Annotated in this window: 14 protein-coding genes; 9 read left to right on the forward strand and 5 right to left on the reverse strand. The window is 44.1% G+C overall.

Annotated features, from left to right (window positions below; all coding sequences use genetic code 11):
• Positions 1 to 2: 2 nt before the first annotated feature.
• On the forward strand, positions 3 to 809 hold the full coding sequence (gene tagH, locus ASU00_RS03045) for a teichoic acids export ABC transporter ATP-binding subunit TagH (RefSeq protein WP_236712582.1): 807 nt from the start codon (positions 3 to 5) through the stop codon (positions 807 to 809).
• A 40-nt stretch (positions 810 to 849) separates the two neighbouring features.
• Here tagH and ASU00_RS03050 read toward each other — a convergent pair whose 3' ends face one another.
• Genes ASU00_RS03050 through ASU00_RS03060 form a run of 3 tightly spaced genes read right to left on the reverse strand, consistent with a single transcriptional unit; the run spans position 850 to position 4,995 of the window.
• Complete coding sequence (locus ASU00_RS03050) at positions 850 to 2,016, reverse strand: glycosyltransferase family 4 protein (RefSeq protein ID WP_057911969.1); 1,167 nt, start codon at positions 2,014 to 2,016, stop codon at positions 850 to 852.
• Positions 2,017 to 2,036: 20 nt separating this feature from the next.
• Positions 2,037 to 3,560, reverse strand: coding sequence for a murein biosynthesis integral membrane protein MurJ (murJ, locus tag ASU00_RS03055; protein WP_057911970.1), 1,524 nt, complete (start codon positions 3,558 to 3,560; stop codon positions 2,037 to 2,039).
• Positions 3,561 to 3,564: 4 nt separating this feature from the next.
• Entirely contained in the window at positions 3,565 to 4,995 is a 1,431-nt protein-coding gene (locus ASU00_RS03060) for an O-antigen ligase family protein (protein ID WP_057911971.1), read from the reverse strand.
• Between the two features lie 112 nt (positions 4,996 to 5,107).
• On the opposite strand from ASU00_RS03060, the gene ASU00_RS03065 reads away from it, so the two are divergent.
• The 3 genes from ASU00_RS03065 to ASU00_RS03075 all read left to right on the forward strand — a co-directional run bounded on the left by ASU00_RS03065 (position 5,108) and on the right by ASU00_RS03075 (position 8,093).
• Positions 5,108 to 5,851 (forward strand): WecB/TagA/CpsF family glycosyltransferase, encoded by a 744-nt coding sequence (locus tag ASU00_RS03065; protein ID WP_057911972.1) that lies wholly within the window; start codon positions 5,108 to 5,110, stop codon positions 5,849 to 5,851.
• Between the two features lie 18 nt (positions 5,852 to 5,869).
• Entirely contained in the window at positions 5,870 to 6,973 is a 1,104-nt protein-coding gene (locus tag ASU00_RS03070; protein WP_057911973.1) for a glycosyltransferase family 4 protein, read from the forward strand.
• A gap of 70 nt (positions 6,974 to 7,043) precedes the next feature.
• The gene (locus tag ASU00_RS03075; RefSeq protein WP_057911974.1) at positions 7,044 to 8,093 is read left to right on the forward strand and encodes a glycosyltransferase family 4 protein; all 1,050 of its coding nucleotides are present in this window, start codon (positions 7,044 to 7,046) and stop codon (positions 8,091 to 8,093) included.
• A gap of 214 nt (positions 8,094 to 8,307) precedes the next feature.
• Here the strand turns inward: ASU00_RS03075 and ASU00_RS03080 are convergent, their stop codons facing one another.
• Together ASU00_RS03080 and ASU00_RS03085 are read right to left on the reverse strand one after the other, a co-directional pair.
• Positions 8,308 to 9,333: an LCP family protein gene (locus ASU00_RS03080; protein WP_152983673.1), complete on the reverse strand. Its 1,026-nt coding sequence runs from the start codon at positions 9,331 to 9,333 to the stop codon at positions 8,308 to 8,310.
• Between the two features lie 175 nt (positions 9,334 to 9,508).
• Positions 9,509 to 10,144 (reverse strand): YigZ family protein, encoded by a 636-nt coding sequence (locus ASU00_RS03085; RefSeq protein ID WP_057911975.1) that lies wholly within the window; start codon positions 10,142 to 10,144, stop codon positions 9,509 to 9,511.
• 632 nt (positions 10,145 to 10,776) lie between these two features.
• Between ASU00_RS03085 and ASU00_RS03090 the strand changes: the two genes are divergently transcribed.
• The 5 genes from ASU00_RS03090 (at position 10,777) to ASU00_RS03110 (ending at position 15,887) form a co-directional block, all read left to right on the forward strand.
• Positions 10,777 to 11,919: a sensor histidine kinase gene (locus ASU00_RS03090; protein WP_057911976.1), complete on the forward strand. Its 1,143-nt coding sequence runs from the start codon at positions 10,777 to 10,779 to the stop codon at positions 11,917 to 11,919.
• A 47-nt stretch (positions 11,920 to 11,966) separates the two neighbouring features.
• On the forward strand, positions 11,967 to 12,650 hold the full coding sequence (locus tag ASU00_RS03095; protein WP_057911977.1) for a response regulator: 684 nt from the start codon (positions 11,967 to 11,969) through the stop codon (positions 12,648 to 12,650).
• Between the two features lie 194 nt (positions 12,651 to 12,844).
• Positions 12,845 to 13,687, forward strand: a complete 843-nt coding sequence (locus ASU00_RS03100) for a DegV family protein (RefSeq protein ID WP_057912246.1) — start codon at positions 12,845 to 12,847, stop codon at positions 13,685 to 13,687.
• A gap of 114 nt (positions 13,688 to 13,801) precedes the next feature.
• Complete coding sequence (locus ASU00_RS03105; RefSeq protein WP_082630126.1) at positions 13,802 to 15,202, forward strand: DEAD/DEAH box helicase; 1,401 nt, start codon at positions 13,802 to 13,804, stop codon at positions 15,200 to 15,202.
• Entirely contained in the window at positions 15,195 to 15,887 is a 693-nt protein-coding gene (locus ASU00_RS03110; RefSeq protein WP_057911978.1) for a ComF family protein, read from the forward strand. The genes ASU00_RS03105 and ASU00_RS03110 overlap by 8 nt, the downstream gene beginning before the upstream one ends.
• The last annotated feature ends 26 nt before the right edge of the window (positions 15,888 to 15,913 follow it).

Here is a 15,913-nt window from a genome sequence, read left to right on the forward strand (position 1 = left end):
AAGTGAGAAAATTGGAAAAATCGGTAATAGTAACAGATGTGACGAAAAAGTATAAATTATACAATAAAAACTCGGAAAAATTATTGGATCTCCTTTTGCCTAAAAGCTATGGGGAAGAGTACTTCGCTCTGAGGAATGTTAGTTTTGAAGCAGAAAAGGGCGATGTAATAGGATTTGTCGGGGTCAACGGATCAGGTAAATCCACATTGTCCAATATTATTGCAGGCATTGTCCCGCCTACGGACGGAAATGTCCAAACTAATGGGAAAACGGCTTTGATTGCCGTTTCATCGGGCCTGAATAATCAGTTGACGGGCAGGGAAAACATCGAACTGAAAATGCTGATGCTCGGATTCGATAAAAATCGGATCAAAGAACTTGAGCCTGAGATCATTGAGTTTTCGGAACTTGGTAAGTTCATTGACCAACCGGTGAAATCCTACTCAAGCGGCATGAAATCCAGGCTTGGTTTTTCCGTTTCCGTTCATATCGATCCTGATATCCTCATCATTGATGAGGCCTTATCGGTCGGGGATAAAAACTTTGCTGAAAAGTGTTTGGAGAAAATGAACGAATTTAAAGAAAAAGGCAAAACGATGTTCTTTGTCAGCCATTCAATCGGTCAGATGAAGAAATTTTGCCAAAAGGCATTATGGCTTGAATATGGAGAGTTAAAGGCATATGGTCCAATGAATGAAGTCATGCCACAGTATGAAGCATTTTTGAAGGAATATAATGCCATGTCTAAAGAAGAACAGAAAAAGTACCGCGAAGAACAAATGGAAAGACGCAGTTCACAGCTCGTATGAAATGGACAAGCAGCCCCATTATTGGGACTGCTTGTTTTTTTTAGATAAGCACTTCATTGTAAGCGACCTCGAACCGTTTTGCGGCGGCAAGATGGGAGTATTCACTTTCCATCTTCGATCGGGCCCTCAAGGCTAATGTGGATGCGTATTGAGGATCTTGAAGCAATGTCGCAATCGATTGTGCAAGCGCCTTGGTATCCTTCTGTGCCACTAGAAGGCCATCCTCGCCATCAACAATTATTTCCTTCAAGCCTCCGATTGCACTGGCAATGACGGGTGAGCTGCAGCTCATCGCTTCCAATGCAGAAATGGAAGTCGCTTCCTCCACGCCGTGCGAATGTACGCTTGGGATGAGGACGACATCTGATGCTTCATAGAGATTATGCATATCCTCGAACGGCACGGACCCTAAGAAAATCACGGAATCCGTTAATTGGAGACTTGCTGCCGTTTCCTCAAGCCGGGCGCGCTGCTCACCTGTACCGGCATAGACCAATATCGTCTCCTGATGTGTTTCGAGCACCTCCGGGAGGGCCAGGAGCGGATAAATGACACCGTTTTTTTCTGTCATTCTTCTCGGAACGAAAAGCATCTTCTTATGTAGGGGGATCTGGAAGTCGTGGCGGGTTTGCTCCCGTTTTTCGCTTTCCGGCTTAAAGGCTGTCACGTCAATGAAGTTCTTAATTGCTGTCGCCTCGATATGTGCTGAATGGTGTATATAGTCTTTAATTCTTTGATCTACCGTTACGACTTTTGCAGCGGATCGATAGGCATTTCTTTCAAGCTCGAGAATGGTCAAATCTTCTTTACTATCCGGGAGGAGGGCTCCTCTGCTGACTGCTTCGAATGAATAGTACCCATGGACGGTCTGCACCGTTGGTATTCCGGACTCAACGGAGGCAAGTGTGGCAAAAATGTCTTGTGCATTAATGACATCATAGTGCTTATCCAAGCTTTTTAGCGCAGTTGCCAATAATTTTTGGCGTTGTCGGTCATTAAAAAGCTGGCCGCTTCCTTGCTTTACTTTATTCATTAAAAACCCGGGGGCCTGGGCGAGCATTTTTTTCTTGAGCAGAGGTAATTGAGAGAAAGATAATACATCTACCATATGGCCTCGAGACATCAGCCCTTTTTTCAATGTCGTGATATGGCTCGATAGCCCTCCTTCGTGAGGGTAGTCGAATATCGTTGTTATCAAAATGTTCATAATAAGCACTCCTTTTCCTTTCACTTCGATTTGAACCTGCTCAATGATTGCAGGCTGCTCACTTTGAAAATCATCGATAATGCGAGATACAATCCGAATACCAATAAAGTGATGAAGACTAGCTCCACGATGATGGAGAACGTCGGGGCAAGCGGATAAATCCACCTGGCAAGTCCGTAAATGATGGCGCCAATGATGATCAGCTTGCCGCCTTCTGTCACGGCATCCCGGAAAACGGCGTAGTCCTCTCTATCTGCCTTGAGCCAAAGGAAGCAAAAAAGGTAGAGAGATTGAAGGAGCATGGAAATGCCCGAAGCTATGGCGATTCCGCCGACCCCGAGTTGACGAGATAGGAACCAGCTGAGCATGACATTTAGGAATACGGCGAATAGGCAGGAATACATGGCCACCTTTGTTTTTTTTAAGGCATAGAAGGCGTTCATTAAATAATCCCTAAGTGCAAAGAAAGGGAGGGCTGCCGAATAAAAGAAAAATGCCGTATTTGTCGTTTCGGTAGCTGAAGCATCAAAGGCCCCGCGTTGGAAAGCTAGTGTGATCAAGCTGTTTCCGCTGATTAACATGACGATCATGAAAGGAATCGCTAAAAAAATAAGCGACTTCATTCCTCTTAAGGTCAAACTTAGGAAAGACTTGTAGCCGATAAGGGCCCGCTCGACGATGGAAGGATACAAGACGGTAATCAGCGGCGTGAGGACAATGCTTAACGGGAGCCATAACAGCCGGTTCGCATAGTTCAGCGCCGATACGCTCCCGGTTTCGAGGGAGGTGGCAATGATTCGATCCACGACACTATTCAATTGGATGGCCAAAGCCGCGATGATGATCGGATAAAAGGTGTACAGCGTTTGAACGATCTGCTGCCTGTGGGGCAGGAAAGAGATGATAAGCCGAATGTTATATCTCTTCAAGGATGGATATTGAATCAAGAATTGACTCGCAGCACCGAATACAAAGCCCCAGGCCAATCCTTCCACCCCGAATGGGGCAGCAAACAAGACGGTGGCTATTATAATGACCGTGTTTTGGGCAGTGGAAGTAAGGGCAGGCAGCATGAAGCGTTTATTCGCATTCAGAACGCCTGTCGCCATGTATGAAAGCGTAAAGAAAAGTAAACTTGGCAGCATGATCCGGGTCAGCGATTCCGTTAATTCAAGCTCTGCAGCAGAGAAACCGGGTGCAACCATCATGACGAGCGGCTTTGTGAAGATCATGCAGGCGATGGTCATGACTCCAGCTACGAGCATGAAGAAGGAGCCTAATAGACTGATGAAATCATCCGCCTTCATTGGATTTTTCGCCTTCTTTTCCAAATAAATGGGGATGACGCCAGCCTGGAGGCCACTGCCGAGAGCTGTAAACAGAATGGTGGGAATGAGGCTTGCCACGAAAAAAACATCTGCCATCGACGACGCCCCGAAATAGGCGGCAATGATTGACTCCCGGCCGAAGCCGAGAACTTTTCCAACAGCTGCAATGATGGTGACGAGCCCGACCGATTTAAGTACATGTGAACGAGTAGGCATATTTTCAATCCTTTAAAATAATGTCCTTTTGTAAAATGAAGCCTAAACAACTATAAAAAATTACGGTAAATGTTTTATCCTCGAGGATATTGTAAAAAAGTCCTGCCGTTAACGCCGCCAGCAACAGGCATCCGGTGAAGGCTGCAAAGGTGCCGTGTCCCGATGCCTTGATTTTGCGGAAGGCTAATAAGATGAAAGTCAGAACGGCACCAAAACCAAGTAAGCCCGTTTGAACCAGTATCTGGATATATTGGTTATCGGTATACATCCTTTCACCGATTTTGTATTCCCCATAGATCGGTGAGGGAAAGGAAAGGGTGGCTGAGTCCCCGAATGTAGCAAGCCCCGTACCGATAACCGGATGATCTTTGAAGATTTCGACTCCTTTGAAAACGACATATAAGCGGCCCCACTCCGTACTCTGGTGAAGGATCTTATCAGAAAACATTTCTGAAAAACGGCTGGAGAGGGCCTGTTCATGATCGGAAGTCGGGTTACTTCCAATCATCAGGTTATCCAATGGAACGGCTGCGGATAGCTCAACTTTGCTTGAAGCGAATATGACCGGATAGTAAACGAGAAGCAGCCCGAGCCCGAATGCCCCTAAAGAGTATATAAGAAACGATTTATTTTTCGTCCAAAGTACAAAGACGAGCGCCGCCAATCCGAATGCAATCATTGTGCCGCGGGAATAGGTGAGCAGCAGCGTCCCAAAAATCAAAATCGAAGCGAGAAAGACAAGGAATTTGGATTTTTTCAGTGATCGATATAGAAAGAAACTAAAAAACAGCTGAATGCTTAAGTATAGGGCGAATACATTAGGGTTGGCAGAAGCTCCATATATTCTCATTCGGTTGGCGGAAGAAAGATTCCACATTTCCCATTCATGGGGAAGCAAAATCGTACGCGAGAAAATTTTTTCGATTAAGCCATGAAGGCAAAGGATGATGGTAAATACTAGGGTTGCCTTCAAAAATAGAAAGATATCCTTTCTTTCTAGATTTAATTCACCGATAATGTAAAGAAGCAAGAATGTAATAAGCAGGGCCCGTAGCTCAAAGAGGATGGGCAGGATTCCGACACCGGTTATGAGTGCAGCCATTGTGCCAATTAAACAAAAGAGCCAAAAGGGCATGGTGAAATGATATGTAGAAAAAGACCAATTCTTTTTTTTGAACCTTTCCATAAGCAATGAAAGAAATAAGAGGACGATGATTAGGTCGCCTGAATAAGTTAGGCCGCCATTCAGTTCCATGAACAAGGGACGGGCCGGGAAATAAATGAATAAAATGAATACAAGACTTTTTTTATTTATAACGATAAATACGAGCATCAGCACCGTCGCTAAGTAGCCGGTGATAGGGTAAGGCACTGCCGCTGGAACGAGCAGGCAAAGGATAAGAATCGGTATTGCATGTTTTTCTAGAAGCTTCAAATGAGTAACCACCTTCGAATCAAAAAATCAGGTTCTATGATGTGTATGAAAAAATTTCTTGAATAATACCCCACCCTTTAGATGTATAGTACATATGAAAGGCTGAAGTGAAATGACAGAAAAGTTCGTAGAGATACTCACGATTCCATTCATCGATAGCAATATGGATGAATTTGTGAATAAGATCATCTATCCAAGAATAATGAATCAAGAAAAAACGTTTGTCGTTACGGCAAACCCAGAAATCGTCGAATATGCAAATGAGCACAAGGATTATAAGGACATCATTACATCGGCTGATTACATCACGCCGGATGGCATTGGTATTATTATGGCCTCTAAATGGCTAAACCAACCTTTACAAGAGCGAATTACAGGATTTGACTTGATGAATGAACTATTTCGGGTCGCTGATGGAACGGCCCTGAAAATATATTTGCTCGGGGCGGAGGAAGATGTGATTGAAGCAGCCGCCCTTAAAGTAAAACTGCAATATCCGGGAATCGAGTTAGTGGGATATCACCATGGTTACATTGATATAAAGGACGACCACTTGGCTAGGTCCATAGCTGAACTCGAACCTGACATCATCCTGACTGCATTGGGGTTTCCTCGGCAGGAGAAATGGGTTTCGATGCACTATCCCTTATTCAAGAAAGGGATCTTCATCGGAGTGGGTGGAAGCTTCGACGTTCTTGCAGGAAAAGTGAACCGCGCCCCGGTTTTTTGGCAAAAGCTGCGTCTTGAATGGTTGTACCGGTTGATTCAACAGCCTTCTCGCTGGAAACGGATGCTTGCCCTGCCAAGGTTCGTATTCAAGGTAAGGCGGTTAAGGAAAAAGGTACAGCATTCCTGAACATAAGGAGTGGACTGGATGAAAGTCTTGCATTTAAATGCTGGTAATGAAACTGGCGGCGGCATGTTCCATATTATGTCCTTACTGAACCAATTGAAAAAAGAAGAGTGCTTGCTTGGGGTGTTTGAAGAAGGGGAGCTTTACCGGCGGTCGAAGACTGCGGGGATAAAAACCGAACTTTTCCCCCAACATTCCAAATATGACCTTTCCATTTTGAAACGTTTACGGGACTACATCCGTCTAAATAATATAGACATCATCCATACCCATGGGCCGCGAGCGAATATATACGGTGCTTTTTTGAAGCGCCTCGTAAAGCGCCCTTGGCTTCTGACCGTTCACAGCGCGCCCCATCATGACTTCTTGGGCCAGGGTGTAAAGGGAAAGCTGTTTACAGGTATGCACGTAAGGTCATTTCAATATGCCGATCATATATTGGCGGTTTCCGACCGCTTTAGACAGGACTTGATCGATCGCGGAATCAATCCGTCCAGAATCACGAAAATCCTTAACGGGATTGACTTTGAAAAAAAACTGCCGGCCCCTTTCCAAAGAGGAGAATTCGGGTTGAAAGCAGATGACTTCATCATCATCATGCCTGCAAGACTTGAACCGGTGAAGGGCCATGAATGTGCCTTGGAGGCATTGGGAGCTGTGGTTTCCAAGTTTCCACACGTTAGACTTTTGCTTGTAGGGGACGGGAGCAGGAGGAAGGCTTTGGAACGGCTCGCCTTGGAGAAGGGGTTATCCGATAACGTCATCTTTTTGGGATATCGCGCCGATATAGAAAGAATTTATCCAATGGGGGATGTCACTTTACTGACTTCCTTAAGCGAAAGCTTTCCGCTCGTCTTGCTGGAAGGAGCAAGATCAAGTCTTCCTGTGATCACGAGTGATGTTGGCGGTGTGAAGGAATTGATACCTGATAGGAGCAAAGGCTGGGTTACGGAAATCGGAAATGTCGCCGAGCTGGAGGGAGCGATCTTTAGTGCCTTGGAATTGAAGAAATCCGGGGAACTGACAAAGATAGGGTCAGATTTACAAGAATTTGCAAAAAACAACTTTTCTATAGAGATTTTAGCCGAAAACGTATATAATGTTTATTTGAGGATAAAAAATTAAAATAAACATGTAGGTTTTCTTATAGATCGTTACGGGTATTAGATTTTTAGTTGAATTGAGGTGGTTCTTAATGTTAATTGGGGCCTTGTTGGTAGCCTTTTTATTATCCATTTTTTTGACTCCTTTTGTCGGAAAGCTGGCCTTTAAATTAGGAGCTACCGATAAACCGAATGAGCGAAAAGTGCATAGTAAAATTATGCCGCGCATGGGCGGTTTAGCTATATTTTTGAGTTTTTTCATTACTTTCTTATTGTTTACGGATGACTTTTGGGGACAGTTGCCACTTCTAGTCGGCGCACTTATCATCATATTGATCGGGATGGCTGATGATATATATGAACTAAGGGCTGCACCCAAATTCCTGGGCCAGATTCTGGCTGCCCTCATTATCGTATTATGGGGCGGTCTTGAGGTGGAATTCATCAATTTGCCGTTCATTACCGATACGCTGGAATTTGGAATGCTAAGTACACCAATCACCATTTTATGGATTGTCAGCATCATTAATGCCATCAACCTAATCGATGGCCTCGATGGCCTTGCAGGTGGTGTGTCGACGATAGCATTAGTGACGATTGCAACAATGGCGCTAATTAAAGGCGATTTATTCGTTGCCATGGTAGCCTTGATCGTAATCGGAAGCACTCTTGGCTTCCTGAAGTATAATTTTCACCCGGCGAAGATTTTCATGGGAGATACGGGCGCCCTATTCCTGGGCTACATCATTGCCGTTCTGTCCCTGCTTGGGTTTAAAAACGTGACGATGATTTCCTTGATCGTACCGATCATCATCTTGGGCGTGCCGATTTCCGATACGTTTTTTGCGATTATCCGCAGGCTCGTCAATAAGCAGCCGATTTCTGCTGCCGATAAGTCCCATCTGCACCACTGCTTAATAAATTTGGGGTTCACTCATAAGCAAACCGTTCTGCTGATTTACGCCTTAGCTGCCTGCTTCGGCTTGGCAGCCATCATTTTCTCATTTGCAACGATGTGGGGGGCTTTGATCCTAGTGGCGGGACTTCTGCTGATCATCGAGATTTTTGTCGAAAAAATCGGTTTGGTCAATTCAAACTACCAGCCGCTGCTGAAGATGCTTAATTTTAAAAACAAACCATGATAGAAGGGCAACTAGATTACTAGATTGAACTGTATGACCATGTAAAAGGCTCCAACCGTATTCGTTACGCGTTGGAGCCTTCTTTGTTTTTGTTTGAAACTATATTAGGTTGAATGGAGCGAAATGCGAGACTCCTGCGGGGAAAACAATTACACCGCATTACTTGGTGGATAGCAACAAAAGAAAACCCCACTTTTACAAGTGGGGTTTCGCTTTATTCTTCTATTTGTGATTGGACGGCTTCGGTTTGCTTGGAAGCATCTTCAGGTCCAAGATTTAAGTGTGATTGAAGCATTAGCTTCGTATTCGCTACCGATGTTTCATTCAGCTGATAATAATACGTTCCGTTAATGGTGGAATCCTGTCCTTCCAGCTTGACTGTTTCAAGGTTGAGGCCTTTATCGGTAGTTACATATTTAATGAATCCTTTAATTTGTGAGAATTGAAGATTCGTTGTCATATTGTCACCGACAGCTTCCATTACATCTGTATATTTCGTTAAAGATCCAGCGGAGGTTGCCTTGGAGATGATGGCTTTAAGCACTTCCTGCTGGCGCTCACCGCGTTGGATGTCACTGTCCTGCTTACGTGTCCGTGCAAAGGCCAATGCTTCTTCACCATCTACAGTTTGTATTCCTTTTTGCAGATGGATTGCACCCCTATTGTCATGTGAATCCATTTCTTTCAATTCATATGGTACGTCAACTTCGATCCCATCCAATGAATCGACAACATCTATGAAAGCATTAAAGTTCATACGAACATAATAGTCGACAGGGACATCGAATAGTTCTTCTACCGTGTCCATCGTCGCCTTTGGACCTCCGGCTGCATGTGCCGCATTGATTTTTGTGGTAACTCCTTTGGCAGGGACGTACACATAAGAATCACGTGGAATGCTTAAAAGTTTAATAGATTTCTGATCTTTATTGAATGTAGCCAGTATTAAAGCATCAGAGCGCGAGTTTCCTTGATAGTCACGTTTGTCACTATCATCGATTCCTATGAAGAGAATCGAGAAATTATCTTCGAGCGGGTCGACAGCTGCACTCCGCTTGGCTGAAGCCTCGACCGGATCATACGATTTATGGAAAACATTCTGTGCTTTCATATATAGGGTCGCAGCATACGTAGTTGCACCTAGTCCCAGTACCAGTATGGGGACTAGTAATAACCAAAGCCTCTTTCGCCTTTTTTTCTTAGTTTTTTTAATTTTATAAACACGCCTAGTAGTAGACATCATTTCTTCTCCTTTTAAATAACGAACTTCAGACATATTTCGCTATTTTTCGAATCCTTCTTTTTATATTTCGTCATAATAAATCTAATTTTACAATGATTTAATAATTTCGTAAAATAAATATTTCTTTTCAATTATATTACATCCTGAAAAAGGAAAAATAGTAAGGGTGAAATCAGGAGAATGCATGTTCCAAATAAAGCATATCACCTTCGACAATTTGACCTTGACCGCTTGTCAGCTCCGTCATCCAGGTGATATATGTTTCTTTTTGGGACTCTTCCACATATACGTGGATCGTTACCTGATCGAGGTATTGAATTTCCTTTATTTGATAAATCGAGGAACGCAATTCATTCTCCAATTTTCCGAGCCACGTATAGTCAACCTTTGTCGAAATGACCCGCATCAACTTCCTGATGACGATACCAGTTGCATTTATGCCTTCCGAAGTCGATTTGCTATAAGCACGGATGAGCCCTCCGGCACCAAGTTTGATACCCCCAAAATACCTTGTGACTACTATAGCGGTGTCTTTCAAATCCTTTTTCTTAAGAACCTCTAGGATGGGGACGCCTGCCGTACCGCTTGGTTCACCGTCATCGAGGGCCTTTTGGATTTGGTTCTGTTCCCCGATCATATACGCTGAGCAGTTATGTGTGGCATCTTTGTGCTTTTTCTTGATCTCCTGAATGAATGCCTGGGCGGCTTCTTCCGTTTCAACTCGGGCGATGTGGGAAATAAAACGGGATTTTTCAATGACGATTTCATGTTCACCGCGACCTGCCACCGTTAAATATTGAGCGAGCATACCTATTCCACCTTCGAACTTGCTATTAGTTGATTCATTATAAGTCTTTGCGTGAAAAGTGGCAATGACGATTCGTTTTGAGAGAAGATGTGTAAAGAAACTTTAATATAAGAAAAAGGAGACCATGTTATAATAAGTTCTATTGCCTTTCATTTGTTTAGCTAATGATTATGCTCAAAAGAATAACATTTTAGGAAAAACAATGCGTTTTGGTCACTAATTTAAACGTGTTGCTATTGTGGCCGTTCACTTCAAGGATTTTGCCATTTAATAAATGGGTCTGTTTCATATAATAATCAATGGAGCGGAATAACCGATTTGATTGAAAACGATCGTTTGTATTAGGATAATGGAAACGCATTTGCCGCTAATGGGTATGCTAGACTATCAAATCGGCCATAATGCCTATAACCAGGAAATATGTATCATATATGTGCATTTCGTAAAAATCTGCTGGATAAATTAACGTATTTTTCTTCTTTTTTTGGTACAATATGTTCACGAAGGATACTTCATACAAAAGTTTCCTGGAATTTAACCATTCATGTAAAAGGGAAAAGGCTTTTTTTCCATATACATAGTCTTTAAGATAATAAATACTTCAGTCTTTTGATTAAAGTGGAGGGATCTTAATGTCCATAAAAAAAGTTGATGCGAAAGCATTGGACAAGATCTTAGAAACAATGGTGAGCACTGTTAGTGAAAGTAAGGATGAAGTCTTTGACATCGGCGAGCAATGCCGTAAAGATTTTGAATCATTAACAAAAGAGCTTGATGATGTGAAAGTCAGGGTTGCCATTGTGATAACCGACAGTGATGCGCTTGATTCAAAAGCCAGGTTTGCTCGGAAAAGGCTTTCCGAGGTCAGTATGCACTTCAACCATTTTTCTGAAGAGCAGGTACGAGATGCTTATGAAAGGGCACATAAGCTGCAGGTCGATCTACAGATAAACCGGCAATTGGAGAAGGAGTTTCGCAATCGCCGGGATGAACTCGAATTAAGATTAAGGGCTTTACAGCAGACGATCGATAAGGCGGTACATCTTGTCTCGCAAATCTCGGTGGTCCAGAATTATTTGACCCAGGACTTAAAATTCGTTGGTGAAGCCCTGCAAGAAGCGAAGCGCAAACAGGACTTCGGTTTGAAAATAATCGAAGCCCAGGAGCAGGAACGCAAGAAGCTCTCACGGGAAATTCATGATGGTCCGGCGCAAATGCTGGCGAATGTCATGATGCGTTCAGATTTGATAGAACGTGTTCAGCGGGAGAGGGGCCCTGATGAAGCGCTCGTTGAGATCCGCAGTTTGAAGGTCATGGTAAGGAATGCCTTATACGAAGTGCGCAGGATCATCTATGATCTTCGTCCCATGGCACTTGATGACTTAGGTCTTGTTCCTACCCTCAGAAAGTACCTGCAAACGACCGAAGATTATAATAATGGCGTGCATTTGAATTTCGTCAATCTTGGGCAGGTCAAAAGGCTTCCTTCCGATATGGAGGTCGCTTTATTCAGGCTAGTTCAAGAGGCTGTCCAAAATTCATTGAAGCACGCAGAGCCAAAACAGGTTCAAGTTAAACTGTCCATTTCCAAAGAGATGGTGACCGTTGTCGTCAAAGATGATGGGAAAGGGTTTGACTGTACGATTCAAAAAGAAGGCTCATTTGGCTTGGTTGGCATGAGAGAAAGAGTCGAGCTGCTTGAAGGTGAAATGACAATCGATTCACAGCCAGGAGCAGGCACTTTGGTGTTTATACAAATTCCCTATCAAAAGTAACTTAAAGGGGATAGGCATATTAAATAGAAATTAGGAGGAAGAAGCCGTTGAAGACAAGTATCATCATTATCGATGACCATCAGCTTTTCCGTGAAGGCGTTAAGCGCATATTAGATTTTGAATCATCCTTCGATGTTGTTGCCGAGGGTGATGACGGAAGTGAAGCAATGGATCTCGTTGAGACACATAAACCAGATGTTGTTATCATGGATATCAACATGCCGACTATGAATGGGGTAGAAGCAACGAAAATGCTTGTGAACCGGTACCCTGAAACAAAAGTCATCATCCTTTCGATTCATGATGATGAGAACTACGTACAGCATGCATTGAAAACGGGCGCCCAAGGCTACCTATTGAAAGAGATGGATGCCGATGCGTTGATCGATGCCGTTCGTGTAGTCGCCGAAGGAGGCTCTTACCTTCATCCGAAGGTTACTCACAATTTAGTGAAAGAATATCGCCGCCTGGCAGCTGATGAAGGGTCTGATCGTGAATCCGTTCATACAATCGAAATCAGGAGACCTCTTCATCTCTTGACTCGACGTGAATGTGAAGTCCTTCAACTTTTAGCTGACGGAAAAAGCAATCGTGCCATCGGTGAAACGCTATATATCAGTGAAAAAACAGTCAAGAACCATGTGAGCAACATTCTTCAGAAAATGAATGTCAATGACCGTACACAAGCGGTTGTCCTAGCCATCAAGAATGGTTGGGTAGAAGTGAAATAATTGCAGTTGTCGATAAGTCCGGCTCTTTCAGTTCCGCAATGCGTGCTGAAGAGCCGGACTTTTTTGTTGGAGGTTGGACTAACCATATATTACGAATTAACGGTAAGGAAAGCATTTTAATGCAAATGAAGGCATTTTTAGATAGAATGTTGAATAAGAAAATAGAGTAAATTTTTATAAGGATGGTACTTATGATGAAAACCGCAGTCGTAACAGATAGCACTGCATATATACCGAAGGAAATGCGTGAACGTTTACATATACATATGATGCCGCTTAATGTCATTTTCTCCAATGAAGCATACCGGGAAGAAGTCGACATCGCTACGGATGAGTTTTATGAGGAAGTAAAGAAGCAGGAGAAATTACCCACGACGTCACAGCCTCCGATCGGACTGTTTGTCGAGAAGTTTGAGGAGCTGCAAAAGGAATACGATGATGTCATTTCCATTCATTTATCCAGTGGCATCAGCGGTACGTATCAGGGAGCTGTATCTGCAGGAGAAATGGTCGAGGGGATTACGGTTCATGCTTTTGACTCGGAGAGCAGCTGCAGAATTCAGGGTTTTTACGTAATCGAGGCGGCTAAAATGGCACTTGATGGAAAGGGCGCAGAAGAGATCATGGCGAGACTTGAAGAAATGAAACCTTCCGTCAAGGCATACTTCATGGCAGATGACCTTTCCCATTTACAGCGGGGAGGCCGGTTAAGCAGTGCCCAAGCTTTGATTGGCAGTTTGCTTCAAGTGAAGCCTGTTCTCCATTTTGTTGATAAGGTCATCGTCCCGTTCGAAAAAATCCGCACGAGGAAAAAAGCGATGAAGCGGATTGCCGATTTGCTTGGAGAAGACGCAGCAAGTGGTGCGAAATATAAAGCCGTCATCATTCATGCGAAACGGGAAATTGAAGCAAAAGAATGGAAAACCGAACTCGAAGCCCGATTCGCGAATGTCGAATTCGACATCAGCTACTTCGGTCCTGTAATCGGGACCCATCTTGGCGAAGGCTCGATGGGGATGGGCTGGTATAAAGTATAAGCTGTAACGCCTTTCCTAAGCGAAAGGCATTTTTTTATGCAGGAAAAAGGAATCCTGGAGTAAAAAGCGAATGAATAAGAAGAAGTCAATTCATTAAGAAGTGGAGGGTGCAGTTTGAAAAAAAAGAGCATTTCCGCCCCTTATTCCCCGGAACTTCAAAACCATCTCACCGGCAAACACCTTTTGGCCTTCGAAATCCCCTTCTCCAAAGAACTCCTCGCAGAGCATCTCAGCAATGGGTATGTCTCGGAAGCTTGCGGCGTGCAATCCACAAATGGCAGTTATCACTGTGTGCGCTGCGGCAACAAAGAACAAACCATGTTTTATACATTCCCTTGTAAGATTTGCGATCGAGATTGTACTTACTGCCGCTCATGCATCATGATGGGGCGGGTTAGCGAATGCGCAAAGCTTTATAGGTGGACCGGACCAGGCATTCAGTTTACGATTCCTGACAGTGTGATGAGCTGGTCAGGCACTTTATCCGCAGGTCAACAAAAGGCCTCCGACCGTGTCGTTGAAGCTGTAAAAGGAAAAGATGAATTTCTAGTATGGGCTGTATGCGGGGCAGGGAAGACGGAGATCCTATTTCCAGCGATTGAGGCAGCCTTGCTTGACGGGAAACGGATTTGTTTGGCAACACCGCGGACCGATGTGGTTCTCGAGCTGTCCCCAAGGTTAAAGGAAGCTTTTCCTGCCATCGAAGTCACGACCCTCTATGGCGGCAGTGCCGAACGACATGGATTTTCACCACTAACCGTTTCCACGACACATCAGCTTTTCCGTTTTATTGAAGCTTTCGATGTTATTATCGTTGATGAAGTCGATGCGTTTCCCTACTCAATTGATGATTCCCTGCATTATGCAGTCGATAAATCGAAAAAGGCTTCTGCCTCAACCATCTATCTGACTGCCACACCTTCGAAACGGATGCAGCGTCTATATCGAAGCGGCAAATTGAAAGCCGCCATAATACCTGCCCGTTACCATCGTCAGCCAATTCCTATCCCAGAAATGAAGTGGTGTGGTAACTGGAAAAAGAAATTGCTGCAAAAAAAGATACCTCCTGCGATTAGCAGGTGGGTAAGTGAGCGCCTGGAGCAGAAAATCCCCTTTCTCTTGTTTTTTCCAAGCATTGAAGTGATGGAGCAGGGCATTCCGCTGTTTCAAATGCTGTCTCCAAACTTGAAAATCGTCCACTCACAGCATCCCGAACGAAAGGAAAGAGTGATGGCTATAAGGAATGGGGACGTTCCGGGGTTATTGACCACGACCATCCTGGAACGCGGGATTACAATTGAACGGTTGGAGGTGGCCGTGATTGGAGCTGAGCATGAAGTGTTTTCAGAAAGCGCCCTCGTCCAGATCTCCGGACGGGTAGGGAGAAGCTTTGTACACCCTTTGGGGACGATCACTTTTTTTCACTACGGTAAAAGTAAAGCGATGATTGAGGCAATCGATCACATCCAAAGGATGAATCGCGCTGCATGGGAAAGAGGGTTGCTCGATGCGTAAGTGCCTGGTTTGTGATGAGGTGATGAAGGATGCCTTGACATGGAGGACCCTGCTTATGAGGGTGGATGCCAAGCTGATCTGCAAGAGCTGTGACGAGAAGCTTGAAAGGATAACCGGGGATAGATGTTCGATGTGTTCAAGGGGACTCGCCGGTAATTCCAGCAGTGGTGAACTCTGTTTCGATTGCTTGAGATGGGAAGGAAATGGAGAGTGGTCCGGCTATTTGTCCAACAATATATCGCTTTTTCATTATAATGAATACTTGAAAGAAATCATTGCCAAATATAAGTATCGCGGGGATTATGCATTAGCTTCGATTTTCATCCCTTATTTGAAGGAGATGCTAAGGGACATCGAGTATGACCTTGTAACGTGCATCCCGCTTAGTGTTGAACGGCTAAAGGAGCGGGGATTCAACCAGGCACAGGCTTTGGCGGATTTGCTTGGCCTTCGGACAATCGAGGTGCTGACACGGATCGATACGGAAAAACAATCAAAAAAATCACGTCATGAGAGAATCGCATTGCCGCAGGTTTTCCACGTAACAAAAAACGATTTGCTGCCCAACCAATCAATTTTGGTGATTGATGATATTTACACAACAGGCACAACGCTCAGGCAGGCAGCCAAAGCCTTGAAAAAAGCTGGGGCAAAAGAAGTATCCTCGATCACATTGTGTAGGTGAAATAGCTTAATTTTATAGAATCTCCT

The sequence above is a fragment of the Peribacillus muralis genome (assembly GCF_001439925.1).
Lineage (GTDB): Bacteria > Bacillota > Bacilli > Bacillales > DSM-1321 > Peribacillus > Peribacillus muralis.

Coding starts and splice junctions, on each gene's coding strand:
- ASU00_RS03050 (WP_057911969.1), bottom strand. CDS start 2,016: ATGAACATTTTGATAACAACGATATTCGACTACCCTCACGAAGGAGGG.
- murJ (WP_057911970.1), bottom strand. CDS start 3,560: ATGCCTACTCGTTCACATGTACTTAAATCGGTCGGGCTCGTCACCATC.
- ASU00_RS03065 (WP_057911972.1), top strand. CDS start 5,108: ATGACAGAAAAGTTCGTAGAGATACTCACGATTCCATTCATCGATAGC.
- ASU00_RS03070 (WP_057911973.1), top strand. CDS start 5,870: ATGAAAGTCTTGCATTTAAATGCTGGTAATGAAACTGGCGGCGGCATG.
- ASU00_RS03075 (WP_057911974.1), top strand. CDS start 7,044: ATGTTAATTGGGGCCTTGTTGGTAGCCTTTTTATTATCCATTTTTTTG.
- ASU00_RS03080 (WP_152983673.1), bottom strand. CDS start 9,333: ATGTCTACTACTAGGCGTGTTTATAAAATTAAAAAAACTAAGAAAAAA.
- ASU00_RS03085 (WP_057911975.1), bottom strand. CDS start 10,144: ATGCTCGCTCAATATTTAACGGTGGCAGGTCGCGGTGAACATGAAATC.
- ASU00_RS03090 (WP_057911976.1), top strand. CDS start 10,777: ATGTCCATAAAAAAAGTTGATGCGAAAGCATTGGACAAGATCTTAGAA.
- ASU00_RS03100 (WP_057912246.1), top strand. CDS start 12,845: ATGAAAACCGCAGTCGTAACAGATAGCACTGCATATATACCGAAGGAA.
- ASU00_RS03110 (WP_057911978.1), top strand. CDS start 15,195: ATGCGTAAGTGCCTGGTTTGTGATGAGGTGATGAAGGATGCCTTGACA.